Consider the following 14,744-nt stretch of genomic DNA (forward strand, 5'->3'; position numbering starts at 1 on the left):
CGTGGGGATGGGCCGGGCTTGGAGGACCATTGTGTCTTGTGAGTGGAGATCTTCGGTTGTTGCATGTGCATGCCCACCCTGATGACGAGTCGAGCAAGGGGGCCGCGTCGACGGCCCGGTACGTCGCCGAAGGCGTCGAGGTCCTGGTGGCCACCTGTACCGGCGGGGAACGCGGATCGATCCTGAATCCGAAGATGGACCGGCCGGAGGTGCTGGCGAACATCTCCGAGATCCGCCGCCGGGAGATGGACGCGGCCCGCGAGATCCTCGGCATCCGGCAGGAGTGGCTGGGCTGGGTCGACTCCGGCTTTCCCGAGGGCGACCCGCTGCCGCCGCTGCCGGAGGGCTGCTTCGCCGCGCTGAAGGTCGAGGACGCCGCCGCGCCCTTGGTGAAGCTGATCCGCGAGTTCCGTCCGCAGGTCGTCACGACGTACGACGAGAACGGCGGCTACCCGCACCCGGACCACGTGATGTGCCACCAGATCACTGTCGCCGCGTTCGAGGCGGCCGGTGACAAGGACGCCTACCCGGAGCTCGGCGAGCCGTGGCAGCCGCTGAAGCTGTACTACCACCACACCTTCCACTACGAGCGGATGAAGGCACTGCACGACGGGATGGTCGCGCGCGGCCTGGAGTCGCCGTACGCCGATCGCCTGAAGGACTGGAAGCCGGACCCGGAGAACGAGCGCCGGATCACCACCCGGGTCGAGTGCGCGCAGTACTTCGGCACCCGGGACAAGGCCCTGCTCGCGCACGCCACCCAGATCGATCCGGACGGCGCGTGGTTCGCCGTACCGCTGGAGGTGCACCAGGAGGCGTGGCCGACCGAGGACTACGAGCTGGCCCGGAGTCTGGTCGAGTCCGAACAGCCCGAGGACGACCTGTTCGCGGGGCTGCGCTGACGGCGGGCGTAGACAGTGAGAGACTGGTGGCGTGACAGCGATGACCTTCCTTGCGACGGCCGAGATCGACCCGAACTCGGTGCGCCCCGGCTGGGTCGCGCTGCTGATCGTGCTCGCACTCGGTGCCGCCACGGTGCTGCTGATGCGCAACATGGGCAAGCAGTTGAAGAAGATCCACTTCGACGACGGTTCTGCGCCCGGCCCAGCACCGTCCGACGGCCCAGCGAGCGCGGACAGCTCAGCGGCCCCGGCTGGCGATGCCGAGCCGTCGGCGACGGACGCCCCGAAGACGACTGAGGCGCCGACAGAGAGTGACCCGAAGGCGCACTCTCAGCACTGATTCTGTCGATCACCCGGCACACCCTCATCACGAGATGGTGTCGGACTGGGCAGCCCACCTCCGGCTGACCCTATAGTGAGCGCGTGTTCAATCGTGCCGAGGGCGGGACCGCTCTGTGTCAACTCTGACCCCGCCCCACCGCCCCGGTCAGGGGACCGCGACCCGCGCCGCCCGGCACCGCATGCCCGGACGGCTGGTCGCGGGTGGCGCGGGTGCGGTCGTCATCGCCTCGGTGGCGCTGGCGGCGGCCCTGTTCGCGGCCGGCAGTGAGCCCCGGGACATCGGTGGGATCGGCGGCCCCAGTCTGTTCGTCGGCTGGCTGCTCCCGGTCTTCCGGCTGATCTCGATGGTCGCGACCGTCGGGTGTGCGGGCGCGCTGCTGGCGGCCGTCGTACTGCTCCGGATCGAGGGCGGATCGCTCGGTGTGCAGGGCCGGCGGGCGGTGCGGGACGCGAGCAACTCGGCGATCATCTGGGCCGCCTGTGCGTTCGCCGGTGCGGTCGTCACCGCCTCGATCCTGCTCGATACTCCCGTCACTCTGCTCCGGCTCCGATTGGACGACGCCCTCGGCGTACCGGAGGTCAAGGCGCTGCTGATCACCGGCATCCTGGTCGTTGCCCTGGCCATCGGCATCCGCCGGGTCCAGACCTCGTCCGCGGCCGGGCTCGGCGTGATCGTCGCCATCACCGCACTCATCCCGACCGCGGTCACGGCGTATCCGCGCAACGAGCCGTACGTCGTCCTCGCCGGCACGGCCCTGGTCTTCCATGTCGTCGCGGCGACGAGTTGGATCGGCGGCCTCGCGGGCCTGGTCCGGTACGGGCGGGCCAGCCGGGGTGGACTCACGATCGTGCTCGAGCGGTTCAACCAGGTCGCGCTCATCTCGTCGATCGTGGTCCTGCTGAGCGGCCTGATCAGTGCGGCCGGCCGGCTCGCGGCGAAGGGCGGCGGCTGGGACTCGGTGCCCGACGCCCTCACCAAGGACTCGTACGGCGCGCTGCTGGTGGCCAAGGTGGCCGCCTTCGTGATCCTGATCATCGCCAGCTGGATGCACCGGCGCCGGGCCACCGGCGACCTGCTCGAGCGCGGCCGGGGCTTCTGGCAGGTCGTCGGCTTCGAGCTCTTCGTCATGGCCCTCACCCTGGGCCTGTCGGTCGCCCTCTCGCAGACCGCCTAACGTGGGGGTATGGCGCCCGTCAACGAGCTAGGCCGAAGCACGAGTCCGTATCTGCGGCAGCATGCGGACAACCCGGTGGCCTGGCGGGAGTGGTCGGACCGGGCGTTCCAGGAGGCGCGGGAGCGGGACGTGCCGGTGTTCCTGTCGGTCGGGTACTCGGCGTGTCACTGGTGTCATGTGATGGCGCACGAGTCGTTCGAGGACGAGGCGACGGCGGCGTACCTGAACGAGCAGTTCGTCAGTATCAAGGTGGATCGCGAGGAGCGTCCGGACGTGGACGCGATCTACATGGCGGCGACGGTGGCGATGACCGGCCACGGCGGCTGGCCGATGTCGGTGTTCCTGACCCCGGACGCCGAGCCGTTCTTCTGCGGCACGTACTTCCCGGCCGAACCGCGGGCCGGAATGGCGTCCTTCCGGCAGCTGCTCGAGTCGTTGGTCGACGCGTGGCGGACCAAGCGCGACCAGATCGACGGCATCGGCCGCCGGGTTGTCGAGCAGTTGGGCGCTCAGCAGAGCCAGCAGGGTGACGTGGTGGACCTCGACCGGGCGGCCGCGCTGCTGAAGGTCGACTTCGATCCGGTGGACGCCGGCTTCGGTTCCGCGCCGAAGTTCCCGCCGTCGATGGTCCTCGACTTCCTGCTGCGCCACCATCGCCGGACCGGCTCCGAGGATGCGCTCGCCATGGTGGCGGCGACCTGCGACCGGATGGCCCGCGGTGGCATGTACGACCAGCTGGCGGGGGGCTTCGCGCGGTACTCGGTCGACGGGCAGTGGGTCGTGCCGCACTTCGAGAAGATGCTGTACGACAACGCCCTCCTGCTCGACGTCTACACGCACTGGTGGACCGTCAGCGCGAATCCGCTGGCCCGCCGGATCGCCGAGGAGACCGCCGACTTCCTGCTCACCGAGCTCCGCACCGACGAAGGCGGCTTCGCCTCCGCCCTCGACGCGGACACCGAGGGGGAGGAAGGCAAGTACTACGTCTGGACGACGGAGCAGCTCCACGAGGCGCTGAGCGATGACGACGCCAAGTGGGTCATCGACCTCTGCGACGTCACCGGCACCTTCGAGCACGGCTCCTCGGTCCTGCAGCTCCGCCAGGATCCCGACGACGCCGATCGCTGGCAGCGAATCCGCGCAAGCCTCCTCGCGGTCCGCAGCCGCCGTACCTACCCCGGCCGCGACGACAAGGTAGTTGCCGCCTGGAACGGTCTCGCCATCACCGCACTGGCCCGCGCGGGAGTGATCCTCGACAGACCCGAGTACGTCGAAGCCGCGGAGCAGGCGGCCAGATTGGTCCGGGACGTCCACATCGACGACACCGGACGACTGCACCGCACGTCCCGTGACGGCGCGGTCGGCACGGCCCACGGTGTGCTCGAGGACTACGCGGCGTACGCCCAGGGCTGTCTCACACTGTTAGGTGTCACCGGCAACATCGAGTGGTTCGAAACCGCGCAAAGACTGCTGGATCGGACCCTCGAGCAGTTCGTTGCCGACGGCTCCTACTTCGACACGGCGGCCGACGCCGAGGCGCTGGTCTGGCGTCCGCAGGACCCGACCGACAACGCCAGCCCGTCCGGAGTGAGCCTCGCGGCCGAGGCCTTCACCACGCTCGCCAGCCTGACCGGATCAGTCCGGTATGAAACCGCTGCAGAGCAAGCCCTGCAGGCATCCGCGACGATCGCCGCCCGTGCGCCCCGGTTCGCCGGCCGGGCCCTCGCCGTCGCCGAGACGGTTGCCTCCGGCCCGCTCGAGATCGCGATCGTCGGCGCGTCCCCGGAGTTGACCAGGACCGCGCTGGCCGCCGCACCGTGGGGTACGGCGATCGTCCACGGTGCGCCCGGTCTTGCCGTACCGCTGATGGAAGGCCGGGGCCTGGTCGACGACCGGCCGGCCGCGTACGTCTGTCAGAAGTTCACCTGCCGGCTGCCGGTCGTGTTGCCGGAAGACCTTCGTCGTGCGTTGACGCCGTCGAACTGACAACGACGGCGGTGCGGGTTTTCCCTGCGGTTTCGCCGGAATCCCTTGACTCGGGGCCCGGCGAGGACGAGAGTCCTCCCTCAGTCGGATGTAACAGATCTCGCATGTCCTGACACGCAGTGTCACAACTGAGGCAGTGGCACTGATGGGTCAGACATCCGGCGTCCCCAAATTGAATTGGTCGCTGCGCCCAAACAGCGACCACACCGTGAGGAGATGTTGTCTTGAAACGACTGACATCAGCAGGGGCGGTGGCCATCGTCGCGGCAGCAGGACTTGCCGGGGCGTCGTTCATCGGCTCACCAGCGGGAGCCGCTGATCGTGCGGCTCCGCTCCCGGCGTCCGGCTTCAACCAGCCGGCCGCTGTCCAGGCCGAACAGGCGCTGACCGCGCAGACGGCCGCAGCTCTCGGGCTCGCCAGTGGTGAGGTACTCAAGGTCCGTGACGTCGCGAAGGATGCCGACGGCACCGAGTACGTTCGCTACGACCGGACCTACAACGGCCTGCCGGTCGTCGGCGGCGACCTGATCGTCAAGCGCAAGGGCGCGACGGTCGGTCAGGTGACCTACAACCGCGGCGCCAAGTCCGTGGGTGTCGCGACCAAGCCGACTCTGTCCCAGTCGGCCGCGTTGGCCACCGCCGCGAAGACCGCCAAGTTCAAGGCCACCGGCAACAAAGGCTCGCTGGTCGTGTTCGTCACCGAGACCAGGCCCGTCCTCGCGTACGACGTCGTCACCACCGGGGTGAAGGCGGACCAGACTCCGTCCGTCCTGCACTCCTACATCGACGCCAAGACCGGCGCGGTGCTGGCCCAGTCGGACGAGATCAAGACCGGTACCGGGAACTCGATGTACTCCGGCACCGTCAGCATCGGCACCTCGGGTAGTTACTCGATGAGCGACCCGAGCCGCGGTGGCAACTACACCACCGACCTCAACGGAGCCACCTCCGGCGCCGGTACGACGTTCACCGACCCCGACGACACCTGGGGCAACGGCGCCACCTCGAACCGCCAGACCGCCGGTGTCGACGCGCACTTCGGTTCCCAGCTGACCTGGGACTACTACAAGAACGTCCACGGCCGCAACGGCATCTTCAACAACGGCCAGGGCGCGCGCTCCCGGGTGCACTACGGCAACGCGTACGTGAACGCGTTCTGGGACGGCACCCAGATGACGTACGGCGACGGCGCCGGCAACGCCCGTCCGCTGACGAGCATCGACGTGGCCGGTCACGAGATGAGCCACGGTGTCACCGAGGCGACCGCCAACCTGAACTACTTCGGTGACGCGGGCGGCCTGAACGAGTCCACCTCGGACATCTTCGGCACCGCGGTGGAGTTCTCCGCCAACAACTCGTCCGACCCGGGTGACTACCTGATCGGCGAGAAGATCAACATCAACGGCAACGGCACCCCGCTGCGCTACATGGACAAGCCGTCGAAGGACGGCCGCAGCTACGACTGCTGGAGCAGCGCGGTCGGCGGCGCCGACCCGCACTACTCGTCCGGCCCGCTGAACCACTGGTTCTACCTGGCCTCCGAGGGCACCGGCAGCAAGGTGATCGGGGGAGTGACGCACAGCAGCACCGCCTGCAACGGCGCCACCATCGCCGGTGTCGGCCGCGACGTGGCCGCCAAGGTCTGGTACCGCACTCTGAGCACCAAGCTCAGCTCGGGCAGCACTTACAAGGACGCCCGCGAAGGCGCGATCAACTCGGCCAAGGAGCTGTACGGCGCCGACTCGACCCAGTGCAAGGGCATCGAGGCCGCGTTCAACGGCATCTCCGTCCCGGCCGGCGCGGCGACCTGCGGTGGCGGCACCGAGCCGCCGCCCACCGGTGGCAACCTGTTGCTGAACCCGGGCTTCGAGTCCGGTGCGGTGAACTGGACCGGCACCTCCGGCCCGATCACCAACAACAGCGGGCGTCCGGCCCGGACCGGCACCTGGAAGCTGTGGCTCGGCGGGAACGGCATCACCTCGACCGAGACCATCTCCCAGCAGGTCACCATCCCCGCGAGCGCGACCAGCGCGACGCTGTCGTTCTGGATCCGCATCGACACCGCCGAGACGACCACCTCGACCGTGTACGACCGGACCAGGATCCAGATCGTCGACGGTGCGACCACGACGACGCTGGCGACGTACTCGAACCTCAACAAGAACACCACCTACACGCAGAAGACCTTCAATGTCACGGCCTACAAGGGCAAGACGGTCTCGGTGAAGTTCCTGATGAACGAGGACTCGTCGCTGCAGACCAGCTTCGTCATCGACGACACCTCGCTGACCGCGGGCTGATCCAGCACCCTCGGTAGAACCGTCCGGGGCGCGCGGCCTCCGCCCAGGCCCGCGCCCCGGATTTCTTCTTTGTTTGAGGCCAAAGGAGATCCGCCCATGCGCAAGTCCCTCTACTCCGGTCTCGGCATCGTCCTCGTGGCCGGCGCATTGCTTGCCCCAAGCAACGTCGCCGGCGCGGTCGAGTCACCGGACATCTCCGTCACCAACACCAAGGCGCACCTCGACCAGTTCCAGTCGATCGCCACCAGCAACGGCGGCAACCGCTACACCGGCCGCCCCGGGTACAAGGCGTCCGCGGACTGGGTGAAGGCCAAGCTCGACGCGGCCGGCTACACCACCACCCTGCAATCCTTCTCCACGTCGGCCGGTACGTCGTACAACGTCATCGCCGAATGGCCGCACGGCGACGCGAACCATGTCGTGATGGCCGGCTCACACCTCGACTCGGTCAGCTCCGGGCCGGGGATCAACGACAACGGCTCAGGTAGCGCCGGCGTACTCGAAGCCGCCCTCGCCTACGCTGCCAGCGGCCAGACCCCCAGGAACCGGTTGAGGTTCGGCTTCTGGGGCGCCGAGGAGCTCGGTCTGCTCGGCTCGAAGTACTACGTGAACAACCTGCCCGCGGCCGAACGCGACAAGATCGAGCTGTACCTGAACTTCGACATGATCGCGTCGCCGAACCCGGGCTACTTCGTGTACGACGACAATCCCGCGGGCAACGGCGCCCGTGACGACCTGGTCGCGTACTTCACCGGCAAGAGCGTGCAGACCGAGTTCATCGATGTCCAGGGCCGGTCCGACCACGCCGCGTTCCGGTCGCTCGGGATCGCGACCGCGGGCACATTCTCCGGCGCCGAGGGGACGAAGACGTCCGCCCAGGCGGCCAAGTGGGGCGGTACGGCGGGTCAGGCCTTCGACTCGTGTTACCACCGCTCCTGCGACAACATCAACAACCTCAACCTGACCTCGCTGGACCGCCAGATCGACGCCATCGGTCACATGGTCTGGAACTACACCCAGAAGGACTACAGCGAGGGCCCGCCGCCGACCGGGGACAACCTGCTCCAGAACCCGGGCTTCGAGTCGGGTGCGGTGAACTGGACCGGCACCACCGGGGCGATCACCCACAGCACCTCACGACCGGCCCACGGCGGCAGCTACAAGGCGTGGCTGCAGGGCAACGGCCGGACCACCACCGAGAACATCGGCCAGTCGGTGGCGATCCCGTCCGCCGCGACCGCCGCGTCGCTGTCGTTGTGGATCCGGATCGACACCGCGGAGACGACCGGCTCGACGGTCTACGACACCGTCAAGGTCCAGATCGTCGACGGCTCCACGACCACCACGCTGGCGACGTACTCGAATCTGAACAAGAACACGTCGTACGTGCAGAAAACCTTGAACGTCCTTGCCTACAAGGGAAAGACGGTCACGGTTCGGTTCCTCGGACAGGAGGACTCGTCGTTGCAGACCAGCTTCGTGATCGACGACGTGGCGGTGACCACGAGCTGACTCAGATTGGCTTGCACAGCTTGCCCGGTGGGATGGCGGCTTCGGTGAGGAGAGTGCTCACCGGGGCCGTCATCGCCTTCACCTTCGGCTCCTCCAGCCGGGCGGTCTTACCGTTCGCGGTCACCGCGACGATCATGTCGTCGGGGTGCCGGACGGTCGGCTTGACCACCGGGAGGCTGGCCCAGTCGACCTGCTGCGCGGCCGCGGTGATGGTCGCCAGCAGAGACTGATCCAGCTTGCAGCGGACCGTCTCCTTGCCACGTGAGCTCACCGTGGCGACACCGTCGGTGTCGATCACCACCTTGTCGTCGAAGCCGGCGAAGCCGCCGGTCCTGGTGACGACGAGTGGCAAGCCGGTACCGACGGGAGTCGACTGGGTCACAGTCGGCGTCGTCGGTGTGGGCGTGCGGCTGACCGGCGTACCGCTCGAGCCGCCTTCGCTGCCGCAGCCGGTCAGGACGAGTCCCGCGACGGCGGCCACCACTGCGTATCTGCTGAGGTTCCTCACGCACCATGGATACACGGAGGCAGAGCGTTCGTTGCAGCTGTGACACGACTGTCATCTGGTCGTTAGACGACCGTGGAGACCAGATCCACCAGCGCCCGCGTGAGCATCACCCGCTCCTCGAACATCGCCAGAGTGGCCGCGTCACCGGGTTGGGAGATCTGTTCCAGCGGCAGCGCGGTGAAGGTCGCCCGGGCGAGCAGAGAGCCGAGGTAGCCGTACAGCACCTGGTCCTCGGTCGCGTCCATCCCCTCCTCGGCCAGGCCGGTCAGGAACGCCTTGAAGATCGTCTTGTGGACAACCGGCAGTGCCTCGGGCGACAGCTCGCCGGCGTGCGCGAGCCCGACCAGCAGCTGACCGAGGTCGAACCCGACCGCCTGCGGACAGTCGAACCCCCAGTCGATCACCACGAACTCGTCCGGTTTCCCCTTCGGAACCAGCAGGTTCTGCGGACTCGCATCCCCGTGCTGGTAGCACTGCGGCAAGGCGTCGAGGGCATCCAGTACGACGGGCAGCCGCTCAGCCAGGTCGAGCAGGTCGTCCCGCAGTCGGTGGTCGCCGGCGTGACACACAGCCGCGGCGAGCAACGGGTGGCGCCAGGTCTCCGGATCGGCGAGGGCCGGCACCGCGGACATCATCACGCGCCCGTTGGTGTAGTAGCGCAACGCGTACCCGGGCCGGTTGAAGTCACCGCCGCGCGGCAGCAGCGGCTGGACGAGATGCGGCTGACGGCGGGCGGACAGCCGGCCGAGCAGGTACGCCGCGCGCTCGAACCGCTCCAGTGGCCACGGCCCCGGCTCCTGGGTGACGTTCTCCATCCAGAGCGTGCCGCGGTCGTCGTCGTACAGGTCGATCCGGTAGGCCTCGGGCAGCCGCATGCCCTCGGGAAGCAGGTCGGCGACCCCGCTGCGGTGGACGGCGATCTCGAGCTGCCAGGGCAGGTTCTGGACGAAGATCTCCCGGAACTGCTCGGGCACCATGTCGAGGAACGGCCAGTGCCGGACCGACTGCAGTTTCTTGACGAAGCAGGACCAGTCGACCGTTTCGGTCTCCGGTGCGCCGGTCGGCAGCGTCGCCGTACCGAAGACGCGCAGCAGCGCCTCGGTGCTCGGCGTACCGATCGGATAGTCGACCGGCTCGACCCGGACGTCGCCGGGATCTGCCTCCGGATGGCCGGTGATGGTCCGGACCAACGCGGTGAAGTCGTCCTCGGCCAGCGCGTCGCGGCCCAGCGGTTCCAGTGCGGTGATCATCCCTGTGTCCCCCCAAACGATGTCTACTGCCCATCGTGCGGGAGGATCTTCAGCCAGTCTTCAGGGCTGGCACGGATGTGCCGGACAGTCAGCCCGCTCGGTACGTCGCGATGCTGACGGCGATGTAGTGGCAGACGAACGCGGCCACGGTGAACGCGTGGAAGATCTCGTGGAAGCCGAACCACCGCGGTGAGGGGTTGGGCCGCTTGGTGCCGTAGACGACCGCACCGATCGAATACAGCCCGCCACCGACCGCGATCAGCGTGACTACCGCGGCGCCGCCCTGCTGGTAGAAGTCGCCCATCCAGAAGATCGCCACCCAGCCCAGCGCCAGGTAGATCGGGGTGTAGAGCCAGCGCGGCGCGTGCACCCAGAAGATCCGGAACAGGATGCCCAGCAGCGCGCCGCCCCAGACCATGCTGAGCAGCAGGACCCGGTCGTTGCCGTGCAGCAGAACCATACCGAGCGGCGTGTAGGTGCCGGCGATCAGCAGGAAGATGTTGCTGTGGTCGAGCCGGCGCAGCACGGCCTCGCCGGCCGGGCCCCAGTAGAACCGGTGGTACAGCGCGGAGATGCCGAACAGCAGCATCGCGCCCAGCGTGTAGACCGCCGCCGCCCAGCGCGCGCTCGCGCCCGGGGCCAGGCAGATCAGCACGATGCCGGCGGCGGTGGCGAACGGGAAGGTGCCGGCGTGCAGCCAGCCGCGAAGCTTGGGTTTGAGCGGCCCGAGCCGCCCGGACAGCCGGTGACCGAGTTCCTGGGGCTGGGTGCTGGAAGCGGTCATCGCCGTCCTTTCAAAGTGCCGGGCGGTGGTCACCTACGCCACCGTAACCTACGGAACCGTAGGTCCAAATGGTCCAGAAGGATGAAATGTAGGCGAGATCACCCGTACGCACACCTCACCTCGCGTGTCCGACGCACGAACTGCGGTGAAAGTTCGGCGTGTCTGCGAGTTGGCAGTGAGCTGGCTGCAGGCCTCACCAGGGCGGTGAATCTCGGCTAGCCTCGTGACTGAGAGTCTTCGAGGAGAGCAACCTGCCCATGCGGACACCTGGCAAGCAAAAGCTGCGCGACGCGGTGTACGGCCTGTACGAACGTCGAGTGCGCCGATCCCTGTCGCCGGAGCGGATCCCGCGGCACATCGGCGTCATCATCGACGGCAACCGGCGCTGGGCCCGGGCGGCCGGAGACCCGGTGTCGCGCGGTCACGAGGCCGGGGCGAACAAGATCACCGAGTTCCTCGGCTGGTGCGACGACGTCGGCGTCAAGGTCGTCACCGTCTGGATGCTCTCCACCGACAACCTGAGCCGCCCGGCCGACGAGTTGGAGCCGTTGCTGCGGATCATCGAGCAGACGGTCGAGGAGCTCACCGCGATCGGCCACTACCGGATCCACCCGGTCGGCGCGCTCGACCTGCTGCCCGGAGCCACCGCCGAGACGCTGAAGGCGGCCGAGACGGCCACCCACGGCGTCGACGGGATGCTGGTCAACGTCGCGGTCGGGTACGGCGGCCGACGCGAGCTGGCCGACGCGGTCCGTTCGCTGCTGCTCGAGGAGGCGGCGAAGGGCATCTCGATCGAGGAGCTGGCCGAGCGCGTCGACGTCGAGCACATCGCCCGGCACCTCTACACGAAAGGCCAGCCGGACCCGGACCTGGTCATTCGGACGTCGGGTGAGCAGCGACTGGGCGGGTTCCTGCTGTGGCAGAGCGCGCTGAGCGAGTTCTACTTCTGCGAGGCACTCTGGCCGGACTTCCGGCACGTCGACTTCCTGCGGGCGATCCGGAGCTACGCACAGCGGGAGCGCCGCTTCGGGACGTGACACCGCGTCCACACCGCCGGCACGTGGTCCGACGCCGTAGGTAGTAGGCGTACGTCGCCGTACCGAGGCCTGCTCCCCAGAGCACCCACAGGATCCCCGGGAGGTTCACCGCCCAGCTGTCGGCGTAGGCCGGGAGCTGGGCGTTCATCAGACCCGCGGGGATCAGTACGACGGCCACCACGGACGCGGGGATGATCGCCAGCAGCGGTGGGACCCGCTTGCCGGCCTTGAACCAGATCCAGCGTGGATAGACCTCACCCCAGCGATGCACCAGTCCGTGGGTCAGGACGCCGCCGCCGATACCCATCAGGGCCATGGCGAGGCCGATCTCCAGCATTCCGGGGGTGTCGACCATCATCTGGTGGAACTCGTCGGTGATGCCCAGCGGCCAGCCGAAGTACCAGGCCACCCGGGTGAACTCGTAGGGCAGGTTCGCCACGACCGAGATGGCCACCGCCCAGCGTCCCCAGCGCAGCGCCGACTCCGGTGTCGTCCAGGTCCTCTCCGATCCCTCGCCGCGGCCACAGGAGACGCAGGCGTCGCGGCTGCGGCGGTGGTAGGCGATCGCGGTCGCGGCCCAGAGCAGGCCGCCGATGAACAGGATGACCAGGTTCACCCGATGCCAGTACAGGATGTCGCCGACGCCGCCTTGCTCGCCCGGGATGCCGGTGAACGCGAAGACGATGATCGCGGGGGAGAGCGCGACGAGCGCGACCAGCGTGTAGTCGGGGATCACCAGCGCGAGGCCGACCGCGAGGACCGCGGCGATCGCCTGCAGCACCCAGCCGCGGGCGCGACGCCTGGTCATCACGATCGCGAGCACCGCGCCACCGAGTCCGACCGCGGCCATGATCGGCGCCACGACGTCTGCCGACGACCCCTCCAGGATCGAGCCGGTCGCCCGATCGTCGGCCACCTTCGCGAACGGGAACCCGGCTCCGCCGAGTGACCAGTAGACGCCCAGTACGCCGTACGCGAAGGACCAGACGGCTGTCGCATATCCGGTGAGTTCCGGCCAGTGTTTTCGCATGACGCCAGCGTTCCGCGCACGGGCGCCGGACCGGATCACTCCGGAGGGTGAGCGTCCTCCCCCGTGCGGTGGACAAGGTGTAACAAGCCGTTAACCCCGAGGACGGGCGTGTCGGGCTGCGCGGTTTGGGCCGCAGATCTACCCTCGTGGTGACGGTCGGAGGGGAAGCCGGCTGTCCGGGAGGCCCGATCAGCTTGAGAATCGTTCGCCAGCCGGTTGCCCCATGAGGGGCAGAACGGAGTGCCCGAGACCCCAGGTCTCGATCTCACTGGTTCCCGGAACCGCTCGTGCGGCGGTCCGGAGGGGATCTGCACCAGATCCCCGGGCCAGCTCCCGGTCCAACACCTAACCACTGGTGGGCCGGGCGTGGTGCACGTCGCGGCCCGAGAGGACGTGCGACATGGCTGCCACCCACGCCAAGGCGTCAAGTACCTCATCCACACCGGCCCAGCGCACCTTCGTGCTGGACACCTCGGTGCTCCTGTCCGACCCGCACGCGATGATGCGGTTCGACGAGCACGAGGTGGTCGTCCCGGTGGTCGTCGTCACCGAATTGGAGGGCAAACGGCATCACCCGGAACTCGGCTACTTCGCTCGTACCGCGCTGCGACTGCTCGACGAGCTCCGGATCCTGCACGGACGTCTTGACGCGCCCCTGCCAGTGGGGGAGAAGGGTGGAACTCTTCGGGTCGAACTGAACCATACGGACCCGGAGACGTTGCCGGCCGGCTTCCGGCTCGGCGACAACGACAGCCGCATCCTCGCGGTGGCCTGCAACTTCAAGGCCGAGGGCCGCGATGTCACGCTGGTCTCGAAGGACCTGCCGATGCGGGTCAAGGCGTCGGCCTGCGGCCTGATGGCCGAGGAGTACCGCGCCGAGCTGACCCTGGAGTCCGGCTGGACCGGGATGAGCGAGCTCGAGGTCGCGACCCACGACGTAGACGACCTGTACGAGAACGGCGTCCTGGAGCTTCCGGAGGCCGGTGAGTTCCCGACCCACACCGGGCTGGTGCTGCTGTCCGAGCGGGGCAGTGCGCTCGGCCGGGTGATGCCGGACAAGCGGATCCGGTTGGTCCGGGGTGACCGGGAGGCGTTCGGGATCCGCGGGCGGTCGGCGGAGCAGCGGGTCGCGCTCGACCTGTTGCTGGACCCGGACGTCGGGATCATCTCGCTCGGCGGCCGCGCCGGGACCGGGAAGTCGGCGCTCGCGCTGTGCGCCGGGCTCGAGGCGGTGATGGAACGGCGGCAGCACAAGAAGGTGGTGGTGTTCCGGCCCCTGTTCGCGGTCGGCGGCCAGGAGCTCGGGTACCTGCCCGGCTCGGAGTCGGAGAAGATGCAGCCGTGGGCCCAGGCTGTCTACGACACCCTCGGTGCGCTCACCAGCGCTGACGTGATCGACGAGGTGATGGACCGCGGCATGCTCGAGGTGTTGCCGCTGACCCACATCCGCGGCCGGTCGCTGCACGACGCGTTCGTGATCGTGGACGAGGCCCAGTCGCTGGAGCGCAACGTGCTGCTCACCGTGCTGTCCCGGGTCGGCGCCAACTCGCGGGTGGTGCTCACCCACGACGTCGCGCAGCGGGACAACCTGCGGGTCGGCCGGCACGACGGCGTGGTCGCGGTGGTCGAGCAGCTGAAGGGCCACCCGCTGTTCGCGCACGTGACCCTGACCCGGTCGGAGCGCTCCCCGATCGCCGCCCTGGTGACCGAGATGCTCGACGACCTGCAGCTGTGACCGGGGTGGAGGTGTCTGTAAGGAGTGTTTCTACTGTTAGGTAATAAGAGTCTGTAAAGCTCAGGTAAGACTTCCGCCGTACCCGGTGCGGCCGCCACTCAGGCGGCCGCACCGTTCTTTGTGACCTGCTTGTGATCACGGTCTGTTTAGGCCAGAGTATGTTCCTGTTGCCAGCCGACGGGG

The 14,744-nt window shown here is 68.3% G+C and carries 11 protein-coding genes; 8 read left to right on the forward strand and 3 right to left on the reverse strand.

Annotated features, from left to right (window positions below):
* Positions 1–38 precede the first annotated feature (38 nt).
* The 6 genes from mca to ACGFIF_RS25420 all read left to right on the forward strand — a co-directional run bounded on the left by mca (position 39) and on the right by ACGFIF_RS25420 (position 8,217).
* Positions 39–902, forward strand: a complete 864-nt coding sequence (gene mca / locus ACGFIF_RS25395) for a mycothiol conjugate amidase Mca (RefSeq protein WP_393157802.1) — start codon at positions 39–41, stop codon at positions 900–902.
* A gap of 31 nt (positions 903–933) precedes the next feature.
* The gene (locus ACGFIF_RS25400; protein ID WP_393157803.1) at positions 934–1,242 is read left to right on the forward strand and encodes a hypothetical protein; all 309 of its coding nucleotides are present in this window, start codon (positions 934–936) and stop codon (positions 1,240–1,242) included.
* Between the two features lie 115 nt (positions 1,243–1,357).
* Positions 1,358–2,419, forward strand: coding sequence for a copper resistance D family protein (locus ACGFIF_RS25405; RefSeq protein ID WP_393157804.1), 1,062 nt, complete (start codon positions 1,358–1,360; stop codon positions 2,417–2,419).
* Between the two features lie 9 nt (positions 2,420–2,428).
* Positions 2,429–4,405, forward strand: a complete 1,977-nt coding sequence (locus tag ACGFIF_RS25410; RefSeq protein ID WP_393157805.1) for a thioredoxin domain-containing protein — start codon at positions 2,429–2,431, stop codon at positions 4,403–4,405.
* Positions 4,406–4,629: 224 nt separating this feature from the next.
* Positions 4,630–6,705, forward strand: a complete 2,076-nt coding sequence (locus ACGFIF_RS25415; protein WP_393157806.1) for a M4 family metallopeptidase — start codon at positions 4,630–4,632, stop codon at positions 6,703–6,705.
* A 96-nt stretch (positions 6,706–6,801) separates the two neighbouring features.
* Complete coding sequence (locus tag ACGFIF_RS25420) at positions 6,802–8,217, forward strand: M20/M25/M40 family metallo-hydrolase (RefSeq protein ID WP_393157807.1); 1,416 nt, start codon at positions 6,802–6,804, stop codon at positions 8,215–8,217.
* Position 8,218: 1 nt separating this feature from the next.
* Here the strand turns inward: ACGFIF_RS25420 and ACGFIF_RS25425 are convergent, their stop codons facing one another.
* The 3 genes from ACGFIF_RS25425 to ACGFIF_RS25435 all read right to left on the reverse strand — a co-directional run bounded on the left by ACGFIF_RS25425 (position 8,219) and on the right by ACGFIF_RS25435 (position 10,759).
* Positions 8,219–8,725 (reverse strand): hypothetical protein, encoded by a 507-nt coding sequence (locus ACGFIF_RS25425; RefSeq protein ID WP_393157809.1) that lies wholly within the window; start codon positions 8,723–8,725, stop codon positions 8,219–8,221.
* Between the two features lie 62 nt (positions 8,726–8,787).
* Complete coding sequence (locus tag ACGFIF_RS25430; protein WP_393157811.1) at positions 8,788–9,975, reverse strand: phosphotransferase; 1,188 nt, start codon at positions 9,973–9,975, stop codon at positions 8,788–8,790.
* Between the two features lie 88 nt (positions 9,976–10,063).
* Entirely contained in the window at positions 10,064–10,759 is a 696-nt protein-coding gene (locus tag ACGFIF_RS25435; RefSeq protein WP_393157812.1) for a hemolysin III family protein, read from the reverse strand.
* A 257-nt stretch (positions 10,760–11,016) separates the two neighbouring features.
* Here ACGFIF_RS25435 and ACGFIF_RS25440 point away from each other — a divergent pair, with 257 nt between their 5' ends.
* Positions 11,017–11,796 (forward strand): isoprenyl transferase, encoded by a 780-nt coding sequence (locus tag ACGFIF_RS25440; protein WP_393157814.1) that lies wholly within the window; start codon positions 11,017–11,019, stop codon positions 11,794–11,796.
* Positions 11,797–13,226: 1,430 nt separating this feature from the next.
* Entirely contained in the window at positions 13,227–14,561 is a 1,335-nt protein-coding gene (locus ACGFIF_RS25445; RefSeq protein ID WP_393157816.1) for a PhoH family protein, read from the forward strand.
* Positions 14,562–14,744: the final 183 nt, after the last annotated feature.

The sequence above is a fragment of the Kribbella sp. NPDC049174 genome (assembly GCF_043197365.1).
Lineage (GTDB): Bacteria > Actinomycetota > Actinomycetes > Propionibacteriales > Kribbellaceae > Kribbella.